Source organism: Pseudomonas guariconensis (assembly GCF_900102675.1).
Taxonomy (GTDB): Bacteria; Pseudomonadota; Gammaproteobacteria; order Pseudomonadales; family Pseudomonadaceae; genus Aquipseudomonas; species Aquipseudomonas guariconensis.
Window position 1 is genome coordinate 1 of the sequence record NZ_FMYX01000002.1, and the last position, 15,912, is coordinate 15,912.

Here is a 15,912-nt window from a genome sequence, read left to right on the forward strand (position 1 = left end):
CCCCGAGATCATGCGCGCCAGCGCTGCCCTGGCCGACGAGCTGGACGTGCGCCTGCACACCCACCTGGCCGAAACCCTCGATGAAGAGGACTTCTGCCTGCAGCGCTTCGGCCTGCGTACCGTCGATTACCTGGACAGCGTTGGCTGGCTCGGCCCGCGTACTTGGCTCGCCCATGGCATTCACTTCAACAACGAGGAAATTGCCCGCCTGGGCGAGGCCGGCACCGGCATCTGCCATTGCCCGAGCTCGAACATGCGCCTGGCTTCCGGCATCTGCCCGACCGTGGAACTGGAAGCCGCCGGCGCACCGGTTGGCCTAGGCGTCGACGGTTCGGCCTCCAACGATGCTTCGAACATGATCCTCGAAGCCCGTCAGGCCCTGTACCTGCAGCGCCTGCGCTATGGCGCCGAGCAGATCACCCCCGAGCGAGCCCTGGGCTGGGCGACCCGAGGCTCGGCACGTCTGCTGGGACGTAGCGACATTGGCGAGCTGGCCGTCGGCAAGCAGGCAGATCTGGCGCTGTTCAAGCTCGACGAGCTGCGCTTCTCCGGTAGCCACGATCCACTCTCGGCGCTGCTGCTGTGTGGTGCCGACCGCGCCGACCGGGTCATGGTCGCAGGCCAATGGCGCGTCATCGACGGGCAGATCGAGGGCCTAGATGTACAAGGCCTGATTGCTGACCACCGCCAAGCTGCCGCCCAGCTGATCGCCGGCTGATCCTGCACGGAGGCAGAAGCCCTCAGCCTCGTCATGACACAAGGCAGCCCCACGGGCCCACACGGGATCCTTGGGGCGGCCTTGTGTCATGAGCGGGCTGCGCAGTTGCCGCGCACGCCCTGTAGAATGGCGCGAACCGTACCTGATCGAGACTACACCTATGTATGACTGGCTCAACGCCTTGCCCAAGGCCGAACTGCACATGCACCTGGAGGGCTCGCTGGAGCCGGAACTGCTGTTCGCCCTGGCCGAACGCAACAGGATCGCCCTGCCCTGGGCCGATGTGGAAACCCTGCGCAGCGCCTATGCCTTCAACAACCTGCAGGAATTTCTCGACCTTTATTACCAAGGTGCCGATGTACTGCGAACCGAGCAGGACTTCTACGACCTGACCTGGGCCTACCTGCAACGTTGCAAAGCCCAGAACGTGGTGCATACCGAACCCTTTTTCGACCCGCAGACCCACACCGATCGGGGCATCCCCTTCGAAGTGGTGCTCAATGGCATCAGCCAGGCCCTCAAGGATGGCCGCGAACAGCTGGGCATCGGCAGCGGCCTGATCCTGAGCTTCCTGCGCCACCTCAGCGAAGAGCAAGCACAACAGACCCTCGACCAGGCGCTGCCCTGGCGTGATGCGTTCATCGCCGTGGGCCTGGACAGTTCGGAAAAAGGCCATCCGCCGAGCAAGTTCCAGCGCGTCTTCGACCGCGCCCGCAGCGAAGGCTTCCTGACCGTCGCCCATGCCGGTGAGGAAGGCCCGCCCGAGTACATCTGGGAAGCCCTCGACCTGCTGCAGGTCCAACGCATCGATCATGGTGTACGCGCCATCGAAGACGAACGGCTGATGCAGCGCATCATAGACGAGCAGATCCCGCTGACAGTGTGCCCGCTGTCGAATACCAAGTTATGTGTGTTCGAGCACATGGGTCAGCACAACATTCTCGACATGCTCGAGCGTGGCGTGAAGGTGACGGTGAACTCCGATGATCCGGCCTACTTTGGTGGCTATATCACCGAGAACTTCCATGCCTTGCACACCCACCTGGGCATGACCCAGGATCAAGCCCGACGCCTGGCGCAAAACAGCCTGGACGCCCGCCTGGTTCGATAGCTTGCCCCTCTGGCTGGCCCGCCCGGGCTAGCCCCTAGCCAACCTGCAAGGCTGGCATGCGGGCGATACGGTTGATCTGCTGGACGCCCAGTGGAGAGATCTGCAACGCCCGCGAGCCTTCCTGTTCGCACAGCCAACCCGATTGCAGGAACAGCCTGAACAAAGCGTGGCCCAGGCTGCCTCCCAGGTGCGGCCCCTGATCGCTCCATTCATTGCAGTGACAAATCATGCAGCCGTTCTTCTGACCGGATGCCAACGCCTCGGTGTAGACCCCGACAGCGGCCAATTGGGCCCGGCCTTCGAGGCTGACCCTCGGCTGCTGCTGGGTGCCTTCCAGCCACCCGGCTACGATCAGCCGATGCAGCAGATCGGCCGCCAGCTCTCCCCCGAGATGGTCGCCACAGCGGCGCGCCCGACGCATGGACATGGGCACCTGCAAAGGTGTGGCTTGTGTGTTTCCTTGCCCGCGGCTTTCGAGATGCACACTGGCCAAGGCTTCCACCGCCGCTCCCACCTGCGGCGTGGCGAGACGGAAATACCGCTTGCGGCCACGTGACTCCAGCCTGAGCAGGCCCGCCGACGACAACAGCGACAGGTGCGCACAGGCGGACGACGAGGTCAGGCCGGTCATCAGGGCCAACTCATCGGCAGGGCGAGGGACCCCGTCGATCAATGCCCATAACATGGCGCTGCGCTTGGGGTCGGCCATCAGGCCGGCGATCTGGGCGATACTGCTGACTGCTTTCATTTCCAACTCCCTGCATGATCACGTCGGTTCCTATCGGCCAACCGCCAGCGTGGCACCTCTGCCGGAACTGGCAAGAACGGATACGCCGGAGCCCGCAAACGACGCAAGGCGCTCCGGTCGCGCTCGAATCGACGCAGTCTCTTGCCGTTCCCTGGCAGGGAAATCTCTCTCGCTGGTACTGGCCGGGCTAGCCAGTATAAGTCGCTACAGGCCTTGCGCCTGCGCCGGCAGCCGGCGTCCACAGAGCAGAACAGCATTGGGGGGTATCACCCTCGGCCAGGCTTGCGGCGTTGCGCCAGGCTTCGGCCAGAGCGCCATGTAACCGGTGGCCCCATGACAGCGAGCACGCGGTCCCACAGAGGCCGACAGTCTCAGCTCAATGCAGGAAACAATACCGACGCAAACCTTCCTCATGTACGGCAGGCCAAAGCGAAGCTTCCACATGCTACTGAACATTGCCCGAACCGACCGGGCGTCCCCCCGACCAGAGGCACGACCGTCAGTCCGAAGGCCTGTACCAAGCCATGGCACCCGCAAGTGGCAGCGCTAAACTGCATCGGCTCCCGCCCATTGGAGGTATGCCGCGATGAAGATTGTCGTCAGTGCTTCGAACCGCAACCCCAACTGCCCGTGGCAAGTCCGGCTCGATCAGCATGTGGTGAGTTTCCGCAGCGAAGCCGAAGCTCGCTCGTTCGTTGCCACGCTGGAAAGTCGCCTGCAGGCGCCTCACCCCCTCATGCGGGACGCCTGGCCTGCAAGCGCCGAGTCAACATCGCGACACTGACGACCAGCACGCCACACAAGCTGATCACCAAGGCCATGGGCACCGCACTGCCATCGTGCAGCACGCCCACGAGCGCTGCCGCGCCGGCAGCGACGCTGAACTGCGCGCAGCCCATCAAGGCCGAGGCACTACCGGCCCTGGCGCCTTGACCGCTCATGGCGCACGCCGATGCGTTGGGGATGATGCAGCCCAGGCTTGCGATGCACAGGAACAACGGCACCAGCAGTGGCCACAACGACTCCGGCCGCAACGCCGCGACGCACAGCAGCGCCAAGCCCGCCAGCAGGTACAACCACACCGCCCGCGCCAACAGGAATGCCGGGCCGCGCTTGGCCAGCAGACGCGCATTGACCTGGGCCATGAGGATGAAGCCTGCGGCATTGGTGCCGAACAGCCAGCCATAGTGCTCGGCGGGAACGCCATACAGCTTGATGAACACAAAGGGGGAGCCGGCGATGTAGGCGAACATACCGGCAATGGCGATTCCACCGGTCAGAGCGTGCCCCAGGAACACCCGATCACCGAGCAAACGCAGGTACTGGCGCAAGGCACCGGACAGCGGTTGGCGAGGCATGTCCGGCGGCAGGCTTTCCGGCAGCCCCAGGCTCACCGCGAGCAGACAAGCCGCACTGAACAGGCTCAAGGCCAGGAAAATCGACTGCCAGCCCGACACATTGACCAGCACCCCGCCTAGCATCGGTGCCAGGATCGGCGCCAGCCCCATCACCAGCATCAACTGCGAGAACACCTTGGCCGAGGCCACCGGGTCGCACTTGTCGCTGACAATGGCCCGCGACAGTACCATCCCCGCGCAACCGCCCAGGGCCTGGACGAAACGCGCCAGCACCAGCGTCTGGAGGTTCGGTGCATAGGCACAAGCCAGGGAAGCCAGGGTGAACAGAGTGATGCCGAACAGCAGCGGCGTACGTCGGCCGAAGCGATCGGCCACCGGGCCATAGGCCAACTGGCCGAGCGACAGGCCGAGGAAGTAGGCCGCCAGTGTGGTCTGGACGTGCTTTTCGTCGGTGCCGAAGGCTTGCGCCATGGCGGGGAAAGCGGGCAGGTAGAAGTCGATCGCCAGGGGCCCGAACGCACTGAGGGCGCCCAGGATCAACACTATTCGCAGGTTCATCGGGAATCCATAGCTGGCTAAGCAAGTGCGTCAGTCTACCTGCACTGGGCCCGATCAGCTTGAAAACCTTTGTAATAAATGGGGGCGCCATGCACCCCCGGACGATCAGGCTTGCTCAGCCTGGTAACCTTCCTCACGAATCGCCGCCAGGATCTGCTCGGCAGCCAACTGGCTCTGTACGCGCACTTGCTGGCTCGGCAGATCGACCTGCACCTGGGCAGCCGCATCCTGTGCCTGCACCGCTCGGGTTACCGCCTTCACGCAATGGCCGCAGGTCATGCCTTGAACATTGAACACTTGCATCGGGTGTCTCCTTCAGGGGTTTTTCGCAGTCTCGTCCTTACCATCATGGCAAGGTCAAGTATTGCGTTGACCGGCCGGGCTGGAAATCCGCGCGCGGCTCGGCCAAGCTGCGCCTTTGACGATTTGGCAAGCAGGAGATTCTTCATGTTCAGGGCAGCATTGGGCCTGGTTGGATTGCTGGGCACACTGGCCGCGGTGCCGCCAGCCAGCGCCGAAGGCAACTCGGACTACAGCGTGCTGATCATTTCCCGGGAACGCCTGGAAGTGGCCACCAGTTGCGAGATCGGCATCTACCTCAACGACCAGCTCTCCGGGCGCCTGTTCCAGGAGCAGTCCACCTCCTTCAATTTGCCACCCGGCCCGGTGGACGTCCGCCTGCGCCTGTTGCCAGGACAGGTGCCCGGCTGCGCGCCCGGTATCGAAGACCAACGCAGCACACGCCTGAGCCTACAGGCCGGACAGATCAGCAAATACCGCATCGCCATGGGTGCCAATGGGCTGCAGTTGAAGAGGGCCGGCTTGGGGTATTGACCTTCCCCGTGTGGCAAGGTTGATGCTGAAGGCCTGTCCAAGGAGGAGAGCCATGTCCGCATCCACCACGTTCGACCTGCCGATCTCCGGCATGACCTGCGCCAGCTGTGCTGGCCGGGTAGAGCGCGCACTGCGCAAGGTCACCGGCGCTGAACAGGTCAGCGTCAATCTCGCCACCGAACAGGCCAGGGTCCAGGCCCCGGCCGACAGCCTTCCCGCCCTCGTCGACGCAGTTCGAGAGGCCGGTTATGGCGTTCCCACCCGCACTCTCGAACTGCAGATCGTCGGCATGACCTGCGCCAGTTGCGTGGGCCGGGTCGAACGCGCCCTCGCCAAAGTGCCGGGGGTCGAGCAGGTCAACGTCAACCTAGCCAGCGAACGCGCCCACCTCGAAGTCCTCCAGGGGCTCGACGACACCCTACTGATCGATGCCGTGCAAAAGGCAGGCTATAGCGCCAGCCTGCCCCAGGCCGCACGTGACGACCAGGCCGACGCCCAGCGTCGCCTACGCAACGAGCGCCTGGCCGTCGGTGCCGCACTGTTGCTGGCGCTGCCCTTGGTACTGCCCATGATTGTGCAACCCTTCGGTCTGCACTGGATGCTCCCGGCCTGGGTGCAGTTCCTGCTGGCCACGCCTGTCCAGTTCATCCTCGGCGCGCGCTTCTATGTGGCTGCCTGGAAAGCCGTGCGCGCTGGTGCCGGCAACATGGACCTGCTGGTGGCCCTGGGTACCAGCGCGGGCTATGGCCTGAGCCTGTACCAGTGGGCCCAGGCCCCGTCAGGCATGCAGCCGCACCTGTATTTCGAGGCCTCGGCGGTGGTGATCGCCCTGGTGTTGCTGGGTAAGTACCTGGAAAGCCGCGCCAAACGCCAGACTGCCAGCGCCATCCGAGCCCTGGAAGCCCTGCGCCCGGACCGGGCCGTGCGGGTGGTCGACGGCCGAGAGGAAGACGTGCCCATCAACCAGTTGCGCCTGGGTGATCTGGTGCTGGTCAAACCTGGCGAGCGATTCCCGGTCGACGGCGAGGTGCTCGAAGGTAGCAGCCATGCCGATGAAGCCCTGATCAGCGGCGAGAGCCTGCCGGTGCCCAAGCAGCCGGGCGACGCCGTCACCGGCGGCGCGATCAACGGCGAAGGCCGCCTGTTGATCCGTACCCAGGCGCTGGGCACCGAAACCGTGCTGGCCCGGATCATCCGTCTGGTCGAAGATGCCCAGGCGGCCAAAGCGCCGATCCAGAAGCTGGTGGATCGGGTCAGCCAGGTGTTCGTTCCGGCGGTGCTGGTGATCGCCTTGATCACCTTGATTGGCTGGTGGCTGGCCGGTGCGCCGCTGGAAACCGCGCTGATCAATGCCGTCGCCGTGCTGGTCATCGCTTGCCCCTGTGCCCTGGGCCTGGCCACGCCTGCGGCGATCATGGCAGGCACCGGTGTCGCCGCCCGCCATGGCATCCTCATCAAGGATGCCGAGGCACTGGAGCGCGCCCACGCGGTCAATCGCGTGGTGTTCGACAAGACCGGCACTCTGACCTCAGGAAGCCCTCGCGTGGTCCATAGCCAAGCCCTCCACGGCGACACCGGCGAACTGTTCCAGCTGGCCGGTGCCTTGCAACGCGGCAGCGAACATCCCTTGGCCAAGGCCGTGCTCGATGCCTGTGCCGAACAGGGCCTGGACGTGCCGCAAGTGGCCGACAGCCAATCGCTCACCGGCCGTGGCATCGCCGGGCGTGTCGGCGAGCGCGAACTGGCCCTGGGCAACCGCCGCCTGCTCGATGAAAGCACCCTGTCGCCTGGCGAACTCGCCACCCAGGCCCAAGCCTGGGAGGCCGAGGGCCGCACGCTGTCGTGGCTGATCGAACGCCAACCGCAACAGCGGGTGCTGGGCCTGTTCGCCTTCGGTGACAGCCTCAAGCCCGGTGCCGGACACGCTATCGAAGCCTTGCATGCGCAACACATCAGCAGCCACCTGCTGACCGGCGACAATCGGGGCAGCGCCAAGGTCGTGGCCGATGCTCTTGGGATCGATGATGTCCATGCCGAAGTGCTGCCCGCAGACAAAGCCGCCACCGTGGCCGCGCTCAAGCGCGACGGGGTGGTGGCGATGGTCGGCGATGGCATCAACGACGCTCCGGCCCTGGCGGCTGCCGACATCGGTATCGCCATGGGTGGCGGCACCGACGTGGCCATGCAAGCCGCCGGCATCACCCTCATGCGCGGCGATCCGCGCCTGGTGCCTGCGGCGCTGGAGATCAGCCGCAAGACCTACGCCAAGATCCGCCAGAACCTGTTCTGGGCTTTCATCTACAACCTGATCGGCATTCCACTGGCCGCGTTCGGCCTGCTCAACCCCGTGCTGGCCGGCGCCGCCATGGCCTTGTCGAGTGTCAGCGTGGTGAGCAACGCTCTGTGGCTCAAGACCTGGAAGCCCACCGACAACGCGCAGGAGCATCCATGAACATCGGCCAGGCCGCCCGCAGCAGCGGGCTCAGCACCAAGATGATCCGTTACTACGAGTCCATCGGCCTGCTCAAGCCGGCCGTGCGCAGCGACAGTGGCTATCGCCTGTACCAACAGGACGATCTGCACACCCTGGCGTTCATCAAGCGCTCGCGTGACCTGGGGTTTTCCCTGGAGGAGGTGGCCAAGCTGCTGACCCTCTGGCAGGACCGCCAGCGCGCCAGCGCAGACGTCAAAGCCCTGGCGATGCAACACATCGAGGCGCTGAACAAGCGGATCGAGGAACTGGTCAGTCTGCGTGACACGCTCAGCGACCTGGCTGCCCACTGTCAGGGCAATGACCGTCCGGACTGCCCGATCCTCAAGGACCTGGCCAACGGCAAGAGCTGCTGCGCCTGATCCTGCTCTGCAGGAGCGGCCCTAGGTCGCTGCTGCAGGCTGGGCGCAAATCATGACCGATCGGTCACAAAACACGATTTTGGCTAATAAATCTGGGCACTCCCCTACAAAAAAGCCGAATGCTGCCGATGTCTAAGACACCTGCCTCAGGTATCGATAAAAACAATCGGGGATCGTGGATGAACATCAAGCAAAAACTGACCTGGGCCTTCGCCATTATCGCGGGCCTGCCCATCGTCCTCGTGGCCACCTTGGTGGTGCTCAACCTGCGCAGTGAAGCCCGTGAAGACTTCCTCGGCAACAGCAGCCGGGAAATCCGCCAAGTCGGCAATGCGATGAACCTGTTCTTCCAGGGCATCGAGCAGAACGTGAACTACATTGCGGCACAACCGGTGGTCGCAGCGACCGGCAACAACCTGAACAAGTACCTGACCGCCAACCCGACCCGGGAGCTGGGCGAGCAGGACAAACAAGTCTTCGAGTTCATGACCCGCCTGGCCGAGGCCCATCCCAGCTATGCCTACATCTCCTACGGCGTGAGCGACGGCGGCTACGTCGGCTGGCCGAACGACGACACCTTCGCCAACTACGACCCCCGCCAGCGCCCCTGGTACCAGCTGGCCCTGGCCAACCCCGGCAAGACCTTGCGCACTGCACCTTACTACTGGGCATCCGGCGACGTGGTGCAGATCAGTGTGGTACGCGCGGTGGGCAACGCACTGGGCAGCCTGGGCGGCGTCGTGAGTATCGATGTGTCGCTCAATGGACTGACTGATCTGCTCAAGCAGATCAAGCTGGGCGAAACCGGCTACCTGATGTTGGTCGAGAAAAACGGCAACGTGATCGTCGACCCGCGCGACCCCAACCACAACTTCAAGCAACTGGACAGCTTCGGCGACGGCTATGCCACCCTGGCCAAGGCCGACAAGGGCCTGGTCGAAGTAGAGCTGGGCGGCGAACGCTACATGGCCAACATCTATCCCGACGCCCAGACGGGCTGGACCTTCATCGGCCTGATCCGCCACGACGAAGTCATGCAGACCACCACCCGCCTGACCTGGGTGATCGGCACCATCGCCCTGGTCCTGGCCTTGCTGTTCGCAGGTGTCGGCGCGGCCTTCGCCAAACTCATCGTGCGGCCGATCAATAGCGTCAGCAGCGGCCTGGAAGACATCGCCCAGGGCGAAGGCGACCTGACCCGCAGCCTGGAGATCCACGGCCGCGACGAAACCGCGCAACTGGCCAACTGGTTCAACCAGTTCCTCGGCGCCATCCGCAGTTTGATCCAGCACATCGGCGCCGCCGCCGGGCAGATCCTGCATACCTCCAGCAGCTCGACCCGCGTCTCCAGCGACATGAGCGAAGCGGCCAGCCGCCAACGCGAGTCGGTGGACATGGTTTCCACCGCCTTCCACGAAATGGTCGCCACCGCCAACGAAGTGGCCCGCTCCTGCAGCCAGGCGGCGCAGTCGGCCGACAGCGGCCAGCAGCAGGCCCGCGAAGGCCAGCAGCAGATCGACGCGGCGGTGCAAAGCGTGGACCGCCTGAGCCAGGAGATCGAGCAGTCGGCCCAGTCGATCCAGCAACTGGAACGCGACAGCAATGCCATCCAGTCGATTCTCGGCACCATCCGTTCAATCGCCGAACAGACCAACCTGCTGGCCCTGAACGCCGCCATCGAAGCCGCCCGCGCCGGCGAGCAAGGCCGTGGCTTTGCCGTGGTCGCCGACGAAGTCCGCGCCTTGGCTAAGCGCACCGCCGATTCCACTGCCGAGATCGACGGCCTGCTGGGCAACCTCGCCTCGCGCACCGCCGAGGTCGCAGAGCAGATGCACGCAAGCCTCGAGGTCTCGCAGCAGTCGGTCAGCCGCATTGGCCTGGCGCGTGACAGTTTCGGGCAGATCCGCGAGTCGGTGGACATCATTCGCGACATGAACACCCAGATCGCCACTGCCGCCGAAGAGCAACATCAGGTGGCCGAGGACATCAACCGCCACATCAGCCAGATCCACGGCGATGCACAGTTGGTGGCCGAGCTGGCCCAGGCCGCACGTCAGGACTCCGAGAGCCTGGCGGGGCTGTCCAATGAGCTGGATGCACTGGTGCGCAGGTTCCGTACCTGAGTCATGCCCTTAGCGGGTCAATCGGAGCAGCGGTTTCACCTCCGATTGCCCGCGAACGGGCCACGACCTGCGGGCGCTAGAACTGCAACGCCCAGGCGTGGAGCCCAACGGAGCCTAACAGCCAGGGTTCATCGGCTACTGCGCCAGTGGGAGCTGGCGACAGCCTGCGATGGGCTGCACGGCAGCCCCAGCCGCCCCTCACCGCTCGACGATCATCGTCACCCCCTGCCCTCCCGCCGCGCAAATGGAGATCAGTCCTCGGCCCTTACCGGCCGTGGCCAGCAACTTGGCCATGTTCGCCAGGATGCGCCCGCCGGTAGCCGCGAACGGATGCCCTGTCGCCAGGGAGCTGCCTTTGACATTAAGCTTGCTGCGATCGATGGCGCCCAACGGCTGCGCAAGGCCCAGGCGCGTGCGGCAGTACTCCTCATCCTCCCAGGCCTTGAGCGTGCACAGCACCTGGGCGGCGAAGGCCTCGTGAATCTCGTAGTAGTCGAAATCCTGCAGGGTCAGCCCATTACGCGCCAACAACCGAGGTACCGCGTAGACAGGCGCCATCAACAGCCCTTCGTGACCGGTGACGAAATCCACTGCAGCGGTCTCGCCATCCACCACATACGCCAGCACAGGCAAGTCGTGCTCCCTGGCCCATTCTTCGGTGCCCAGCAATACCAGTGAGGCGCCATCGGTCAGCGGTGTGGAGTTGCCGGCCGTCAGGGTGCCCTGCCCGCTGCGGTCGAACGCGGGCTTGAGCTTGGCCAACTGCTCCAAGGTCAGGTCCGCACGCAGGTTGTTGTCCCGGGCCAGGCCCAGGTAAGGCGTGAGCAAGTCCTCATGCCAGCCCTCATCGAACGAGGCCAGCAGACGTTGATGACTGAGCAGGGCCAGCTCGTCCTGCTCGGCACGACCAATCTGCCAGGTCTGCGCCATGCGCTCGCAATGCTCGCCCATCGACAGCCCCGTGCGCGCCTCTTCGATACGCGGCAGTTCAGGTAGAAAGTGCCTGGGACGCAGCTTGAGGAACGGCTTGAGCCGCTCGGGCCAGGTTCTGGCGCTGTTGGCCTGCAACAGGATGCGCCGCAGGCCCGGGCTGACGGCGATCGGGGCGTCCGAGGCGGTGTCCACGCCGCCGGCGATGGCACAGTCGATCTGCCCGAGGGCAATCTTGTTGGCCGACAGCAGCGCCACCTCCAGGCCCGTGCCACAGGCCAGCTGAAGGTCATAGGCCGGTGTCTGTGCCGAAAGCCGTGAGCCCAGCACGCTCTCGCGGGTCAGGCTCATGTCGCGGGCATGTTTGACCACCGCGCCCGCGGCCACCTCGCCCAGGCGCAAGCCATGCAGATGGCAGCGCTCAATAAGGCCCTCTAGCGCGGCGGTGAGCATCGCCTGGTTGCTGGCCTTGGCATAGACGCCGTTGGAGCGGGCAAACGGTATTCGGTTGGCGCCCAGGATCGCGACGCGGCGGGGTGAAACCATGGCGCATGTTCCTTCTGAAACAATTTGATCCGTACAGACTAGGTGTTTTTACCGCAGTCGAACGACCTCGACACAAACTTGGTCCACACTTGCAAGCTTGTCCCCTGGGAGACCCGCACATGAGCGACCGCTATCTCGGCTTTGCCAACTCCAACCTTGGCCGACGCCTCGTCGATGCCTTGGGCCTGCCCCGTCCGGCGCCGCTGGAGCGATGGCAGGCAGGGCGCCTGCGTCCCGTGGAGGGTGCCCTGGTGCTCGGAGGTGGGCCCCTGGCAGTCCAGGTGGAGGCCATCGCTCCACGCCTGACCGACACCCTCTACAGCTTCAACGGCGAAGGGCTGCAGGCGCAGACCTGGGTCGCCGGCATGGGGCCGAAGCTCAAGGCCGTGGTGTTCGATGCCAGCCATCTGGCCGACAGCGACGATTTGCGCCAATTGCGTGAGTTCTTCCAGCCGCTGCTGCGCAGCTTGGCCCGCTGCGCCCATGTGGTGATCCTCGGGCGCGCGCCCGAAAGCCTCGACGACCCGCAGGCCAGCGTGGCCCAGCGCGCCCTGGAAGGCTTCAGCCGTTCACTGGGCAAGGAACTGCGCGACGGTGCCACCGTGCAGTTGCTGTATGTCGACAAGGCCGCCGAAGACCAGCTCGAAGGCGCCTTGCGCTTCTTCCTGTCGCCCCGCAGTGCCTTCATCAGCGGCCAAGTTCTGCGCCTGGGCCCTTGCGCCAACCACGTCGAGGACTGGACCCGCCCGCTGGCCGGCCGCCGCGCCCTGGTGACCGGTGCCGCCCGAGGGATTGGCGCAGCCATCGCCGAGACCCTGGCCCGCGATGGCGCGGACGTCATCCTGCTGGATGTTCCACAGGCACAAAAAGACCTCGACGCCCTTGCCGCCCGCCTGGGTGGCGAGGCCCTGGCCCTGGACATCTGCGCCAGCGATGCCCCAGCCAAGCTGGTCGAAGCCCTGCCCGACGGCCTCGACATCCTGGTGCACAACGCCGGCATCACCCGCGACAAGACCCTGGCCAACATGACGCCCGAATATTGGGACGCGGTGCTGGCCGTGAACCTTAAGGCCCCGCAAGTCCTGACCCAAGCGTTGTTCGACGCCGGCAAGCTTCACGACGGGGCGCGCATCACCCTGCTCGCCTCGGTCAGCGGCATCGGCGGCAATCGCGGGCAGTCCAATTACGCAGCGAGCAAGGCCGGCCTGATCGGCTTCGCCCAAGCCTGGGCACCCAAGCTGGCCAAGCAGGGCGCCAGCATCAATGCCGTGGCCCCAGGCTTTATCGAAACCCACATGACCGCCGCCATGCCCATGGGCCTGCGCGAAGCCGGACGACGCCTGAGTTCGCTGGGCCAGGGCGGCGTGCCACAGGACGTCGCCGAGGCCATCGCCTGGCTCAGCCAGCCCGGCACGGGCGCGGTCAATGGCCAAGTCCTGCGGGTCTGCGGCCAGGCACTGATGGGGGCATGACAATGACCCGTTCATGGCACGACCTGCACAACCCCGACGCACGCGCCAGCCTTTACCTGCGGGCGTTGCGCAAACGCGGTATCAGCGGCGACCGATTGCCCGAGGCCGGCCTGCGCTGTTTCCTGCGGGTTCAGCCCGACAACCTGGCGGCCTATCGCCGACTGTGCCATTTCGCCGACCACGGCCGCCTGCCGCCGACCTATCCCCACATCATGGCCTTCACCCTGCAGCTCCAGTTGCTCACGGCCCATCGCTTCCCTTTCCCGCTGCTCGGTTTGGTCCACCTGCACAACGAAATCCAGGTCCATCGTCCGCTGGGCGGTATCGATGGCCTGCGCTTTGCGGTCTACGCCGACAACCTGCAGCCCCACGCCAAAGGCGGCACCTTCGATCTGGTCACCGAGGCCGAGGATGGGCTGGGTCTGCTCTGGCGGGAAACCAGCCGGATGCTGGTGCGCGGCCTGCGTTTGGAAGGCCAGGGGGACGAGGTGCAGACCGTCGAACCCGGCAACCTGCCGGAGGTCACCCGGTGGTACGCCGACAGTGATATTGGCCGGCGCTACGCCAAGGTGTGCGGCGACTACAATCCGATCCACCTGAGCGCCTCCAGCGCCCGCCTGTTCGGCTTCCCCACCGCCATCGCCCATGGCATGTGGACCAAGGCCATGGCGATGGCCGCCTTGCGCGGCCATCTGCCGGCCAGCGGCTATGCCTTCGCGGTAGATTTCCACAAACCCGTGCGCTTGCCTTCGGAGGTGGTGCTCAGTGCCAGCGAAGCCGGGCCGGAAGGCGTGTTGCGCCTGGAGGGGCATGGGGCGCTGGTGCACATGCTCGGGCGCTGGTCCCCGCTCTAGCCCTGGGGCTGCCATGCAGCCCGAGGCGCTTGCTTTGCAGCCAGGCTCATCCGAAGCTATGCGCCATTAGGAGAGCCCAATGAACCTGCAAGAACTGACTGAACGCCTGCACCGGATCCGCGACACCAACGACTGGCGCGGCTTCCACAGCCCCAAGAACCTGGCCATGGCGGCCAGTGTCGAAATGGCTGAACTGGTGGAGATCTTCCAATGGCTGACCGAGGATCAGTCGCGCCAGCTTCCCCCTGAAAAACTCGCCCACGCCGGCCAGGAAGTGGGCGATATCGTCCTCTACCTGTTGCTGCTGTGCAGCGAACTGGGGCTGGACATGAACGAAGTGGTGTGTGCCAAGCTGGCTGACAGCGAGAGGCGCTTCGCCAAATGAACGACCGTCATTTCGATGAATTGGCCACCCGTTTCGCCGAGAAGATCTATGGCGGCGCCAAAGGCGCGATCCGCCTCGCGGTCCTTCAGGCCGACCTCGCCGAAGCCCTACCCGACCGTCCCTTGCGCGTGCTGGACATCGGCGCAGGCTTGGGCCACATGGCCCTGTGGCTGGCCGAACGCGGCCACCACCTGACCCTCGCCGAACCCGCCGCGCCCATGCTCGACGGTGCCCGCGCCCGCTTTGCCGAGGCCGGCCAGGCAGCCACCTTCATCCAGGCGCCCTGGCAGGACCTGCTCGGCCAGCTGACCGAGCCGTTCGACCTGGTGCTGTGCCACGCCGTGCTGGAATGGCTGGCCGAACCCGAGAGCATCCTGCCGGTGCTGCACCAGTTGACCGCACCTGCCGGCTGGTTGTCCCTGGCGTTCTACAACCGCGACGCGCTGGTCTACCGCAACCTGCTCAAAGGCCATTTCCGCAAGTTGCGCAGCAACCGCCTAGCGGGTGAAAGCCAGAGCCTGACTCCGCAGAAACCGCTTGATCCAAGGGAGCTCAAGGCGCAACTTGAACCCATGTGGCAAGTCGAAAGTGAAAGTGGCGTGCGGGTGTTCCATGACTACATGCCCAAGGACTTCCAGGCCAAGGCCGAGCTGCTCGACCTACTGGAGATGGAGCTCGCACACCGCCGCCACCCCAGCTTCGCTGGGCTTGGCCGCTATCTGCACTGGATCTGCCGACCGCATTGACCCGCTTGCCGGGAGGACCCCATGCCGTACCCGCAACTCTGCCTGGCATTGCTCACCCTGACCCTGGCTGCCTGCCAGGGCAGCAACCCTTATGTCGCCAGTAGCCGGCCATTGCCGCCGGCACCGGCCCAGGCAGCCAACACCTTCGATGCCAGCGCTTATCCTGCACCGCCGCGCGACTATGGCCGCTATCGCAGCTGGCGCTGGCGCGACGGCCAGCCGCCAAGTGCCAATGCCAACGCCGACCCTGCGCAACTGGCCGAGGCGGTCAGCAGCGCCCTCGACCAGCATGGTTTGCGTCCTGCACGCGGCAATGCCGCGGACCTTCTGGTAAGCGCCGATATCCGTCTGGAGCGTCGCCTGCGCCAGGTGCGTGACTATGACTATTACGACCCCTACTACGGCCCGTACCCCTACGGCAGCATCGGCTATGGCGGTTATCGCAATGGCTATGGCGCCTATGGCAGCGTGCCGATCGTGCGCACCTATGAAGTCGAAGTCATGGTGGTGCGCATCGACCTGTTCGACGCGCGCGACGGCCAACCGGTATGGAGCGCCAGCGCCGAGAGTGGCAGCGGCAAGGACTCGCCTCGGGACCGCGAAAACGCTTTGCGCGAGTCAGTGGGCAAGGCGCTGAGCGGCTATCCTCCCAGTTAGTGTCCAACGGAGAACCATC

The 15,912-nt window shown here is 65.2% G+C and carries 15 protein-coding genes and 2 pseudogenes; 13 read left to right on the plus strand and 4 right to left on the minus strand.

All coding sequences use genetic code 11. The features are described from left to right. Positions 1-718 (plus strand): amidohydrolase family protein (locus BLS27_RS02935; RefSeq protein WP_139205733.1); only part of this gene is annotated, 718 nt, incomplete at its 5' end. Between the two features lie 160 nt (positions 719-878). Then, complete coding sequence (locus BLS27_RS02940) at positions 879-1,829, plus strand: adenosine deaminase (RefSeq protein ID WP_090343078.1); 951 nt, start codon at positions 879-881, stop codon at positions 1,827-1,829. Positions 1,830-1,863: 34 nt separating this feature from the next. On the opposite strand, the gene BLS27_RS02945 is transcribed toward BLS27_RS02940, so the two are convergent. Beyond that, on the minus strand, positions 1,864-2,577 hold the full coding sequence (locus BLS27_RS02945; RefSeq protein WP_043207826.1) for an ArsR/SmtB family transcription factor: 714 nt from the start codon (positions 2,575-2,577) through the stop codon (positions 1,864-1,866). Positions 2,578-3,163: 586 nt separating this feature from the next. Here BLS27_RS02945 and BLS27_RS23950 point away from each other — a divergent pair. Next, a complete protein-coding gene (locus BLS27_RS23950) occupies positions 3,164-3,361 on the plus strand; it encodes a hypothetical protein (RefSeq protein ID WP_080642059.1) in 198 nt (65 codons plus the stop codon). Here the strand turns inward: BLS27_RS23950 and BLS27_RS02955 are convergent. Continuing rightward, positions 3,312-4,493: a multidrug effflux MFS transporter gene (locus BLS27_RS02955; RefSeq protein ID WP_043207828.1), complete on the minus strand. Its 1,182-nt coding sequence runs from the start codon at positions 4,491-4,493 to the stop codon at positions 3,312-3,314. The two genes, BLS27_RS23950 and BLS27_RS02955, sit on opposite strands and share 50 nt — an antisense overlap. A 105-nt stretch (positions 4,494-4,598) precedes the next feature. Further along, positions 4,599-4,796 carry a heavy-metal-associated domain-containing protein gene (locus BLS27_RS02960; protein WP_070572655.1) on the minus strand — a complete coding sequence of 66 codons (198 nt, stop codon included), beginning with the start codon at positions 4,794-4,796 and terminating at the stop codon, positions 4,599-4,601. 144 nt (positions 4,797-4,940) lie between these two features. Here BLS27_RS02960 and BLS27_RS02965 point away from each other — a divergent pair, with 144 nt between their 5' ends. The 5 genes and pseudogenes from BLS27_RS02965 to BLS27_RS24140 form a co-directional block, all read left to right on the plus strand. Then, entirely contained in the window at positions 4,941-5,327 is a 387-nt protein-coding gene (locus tag BLS27_RS02965; protein WP_043207833.1) for a hypothetical protein, read from the plus strand. Between the two features lie 52 nt (positions 5,328-5,379). Continuing rightward, positions 5,380-7,779 carry a heavy metal translocating P-type ATPase gene (locus BLS27_RS02970; RefSeq protein WP_090343080.1) on the plus strand — a complete coding sequence of 800 codons (2,400 nt, stop codon included), beginning with the start codon at positions 5,380-5,382 and terminating at the stop codon, positions 7,777-7,779. Then, complete coding sequence (cueR, locus tag BLS27_RS02975; protein ID WP_043207839.1) at positions 7,776-8,180, plus strand: Cu(I)-responsive transcriptional regulator; 405 nt, start codon at positions 7,776-7,778, stop codon at positions 8,178-8,180. The genes BLS27_RS02970 and cueR overlap by 4 nt, the downstream gene beginning before the upstream one ends. A gap of 335 nt (positions 8,181-8,515) precedes the next feature. Further along, positions 8,516-9,445 (plus strand): annotated as a pseudogene (locus BLS27_RS24135) (cache domain-containing sensor histidine kinase); the annotation flags it as partial. A 261-nt stretch (positions 9,446-9,706) separates the two neighbouring features. Then, positions 9,707-10,303: pseudogene (locus BLS27_RS24140) on the plus strand (methyl-accepting chemotaxis protein); the annotation flags it as partial. A 198-nt stretch (positions 10,304-10,501) separates the two neighbouring features. On the opposite strand, the gene BLS27_RS02985 reads toward BLS27_RS24140, so the two are convergent. Further along, positions 10,502-11,779: an acetyl-CoA C-acetyltransferase gene (locus BLS27_RS02985; RefSeq protein ID WP_043207842.1), complete on the minus strand. Its 1,278-nt coding sequence runs from the start codon at positions 11,777-11,779 to the stop codon at positions 10,502-10,504. 119 nt (positions 11,780-11,898) lie between these two features. Between BLS27_RS02985 and BLS27_RS02990 the strand changes: the two genes are divergently transcribed. The 5 genes from BLS27_RS02990 to BLS27_RS03010 all read left to right on the plus strand — a co-directional run bounded on the left by BLS27_RS02990 (position 11,899) and on the right by BLS27_RS03010 (position 15,893). Further along, positions 11,899-13,251, plus strand: a complete 1,353-nt coding sequence (locus BLS27_RS02990; protein ID WP_090343083.1) for a 3-oxoacyl-ACP reductase — start codon at positions 11,899-11,901, stop codon at positions 13,249-13,251. Positions 13,252-13,253: 2 nt separating this feature from the next. Then, positions 13,254-14,105, plus strand: a complete 852-nt coding sequence (locus BLS27_RS02995) for a MaoC family dehydratase (RefSeq protein WP_043207846.1) — start codon at positions 13,254-13,256, stop codon at positions 14,103-14,105. A gap of 79 nt (positions 14,106-14,184) precedes the next feature. Further along, complete coding sequence (locus BLS27_RS03000; protein ID WP_090343085.1) at positions 14,185-14,490, plus strand: MazG-like family protein; 306 nt, start codon at positions 14,185-14,187, stop codon at positions 14,488-14,490. Further along, a complete protein-coding gene (locus BLS27_RS03005; protein WP_090343088.1) occupies positions 14,487-15,236 on the plus strand; it encodes a methyltransferase domain-containing protein in 750 nt (249 codons plus the stop codon). The genes BLS27_RS03000 and BLS27_RS03005 overlap by 4 nt, the downstream gene beginning before the upstream one ends. Before the next feature lie 21 nt (positions 15,237-15,257). Continuing rightward, positions 15,258-15,893 carry a DUF4136 domain-containing protein gene (locus BLS27_RS03010; RefSeq protein ID WP_043207854.1) on the plus strand — a complete coding sequence of 212 codons (636 nt, stop codon included), beginning with the start codon at positions 15,258-15,260 and terminating at the stop codon, positions 15,891-15,893. The last annotated feature ends 19 nt before the right edge of the window (positions 15,894-15,912 follow it).

Excerpts from the sequence above, each read along its gene's own strand:
- BLS27_RS02940 (WP_090343078.1), top strand. The coding sequence starts at position 879 with ATGTATGACTGGCTCAACGCCTTGCCCAAGGCCGAACTGCACATGCAC.
- BLS27_RS02945 (WP_043207826.1), bottom strand. The coding sequence starts at position 2,577 with ATGAAAGCAGTCAGCAGTATCGCCCAGATCGCCGGCCTGATGGCCGAC.
- BLS27_RS23950 (WP_080642059.1), top strand. The coding sequence starts at position 3,164 with ATGAAGATTGTCGTCAGTGCTTCGAACCGCAACCCCAACTGCCCGTGG.
- BLS27_RS02955 (WP_043207828.1), bottom strand. The coding sequence starts at position 4,493 with ATGAACCTGCGAATAGTGTTGATCCTGGGCGCCCTCAGTGCGTTCGGG.
- BLS27_RS02960 (WP_070572655.1), bottom strand. The coding sequence starts at position 4,796 with ATGCAAGTGTTCAATGTTCAAGGCATGACCTGCGGCCATTGCGTGAAG.
- BLS27_RS02965 (WP_043207833.1), top strand. The coding sequence starts at position 4,941 with ATGTTCAGGGCAGCATTGGGCCTGGTTGGATTGCTGGGCACACTGGCC.
- BLS27_RS02970 (WP_090343080.1), top strand. The coding sequence starts at position 5,380 with ATGTCCGCATCCACCACGTTCGACCTGCCGATCTCCGGCATGACCTGC.
- cueR (WP_043207839.1), top strand. The coding sequence starts at position 7,776 with ATGAACATCGGCCAGGCCGCCCGCAGCAGCGGGCTCAGCACCAAGATG.
- BLS27_RS02985 (WP_043207842.1), bottom strand. The coding sequence starts at position 11,779 with ATGGTTTCACCCCGCCGCGTCGCGATCCTGGGCGCCAACCGAATACCG.
- BLS27_RS02990 (WP_090343083.1), top strand. The coding sequence starts at position 11,899 with ATGAGCGACCGCTATCTCGGCTTTGCCAACTCCAACCTTGGCCGACGC.
- BLS27_RS02995 (WP_043207846.1), top strand. The coding sequence starts at position 13,254 with ATGACCCGTTCATGGCACGACCTGCACAACCCCGACGCACGCGCCAGC.
- BLS27_RS03000 (WP_090343085.1), top strand. The coding sequence starts at position 14,185 with ATGAACCTGCAAGAACTGACTGAACGCCTGCACCGGATCCGCGACACC.
- BLS27_RS03005 (WP_090343088.1), top strand. The coding sequence starts at position 14,487 with ATGAACGACCGTCATTTCGATGAATTGGCCACCCGTTTCGCCGAGAAG.
- BLS27_RS03010 (WP_043207854.1), top strand. The coding sequence starts at position 15,258 with ATGCCGTACCCGCAACTCTGCCTGGCATTGCTCACCCTGACCCTGGCT.